This is a genomic window from Streptomyces sp. BE20, assembly GCF_036322525.1.
In the GTDB taxonomy this organism is placed as follows: Bacteria; Actinomycetota; Actinomycetes; order Streptomycetales; family Streptomycetaceae; genus Kitasatospora.
In genome coordinates, this window is the sequence record NZ_JAQYWW010000657.1 from 1 (window position 1) to 212 (window position 212).

General features: G+C 75.0%; 1 protein-coding gene. It reads left to right on the forward strand.

What is annotated here, in order from left to right:
- On the forward strand, window positions 1–212 hold a 212-nt coding region (locus tag PUR61_RS13900; RefSeq protein WP_329879130.1), incomplete at both ends, for a hypothetical protein.

The window sequence follows — 212 nt, forward strand, 5'->3', positions numbered from 1 at the left end:
ACCGACCCCCGCGCCCACCTCCCCGGCCTCGCCCGATCCCTCAACAACCTCGCCAACCACCAGTCCGACGTCGGCGACCGGGCAGCCGCCCTGACCTCCGCCACCGAAGCCGTCACCCACTACCGCACGCTCGCCGACACCAACCGCGCCGCCTACCTCCCCCGGCTCGCCGGCGCCCTCAACAACCTCGCGACCCGGCAGGCCGAGCACGG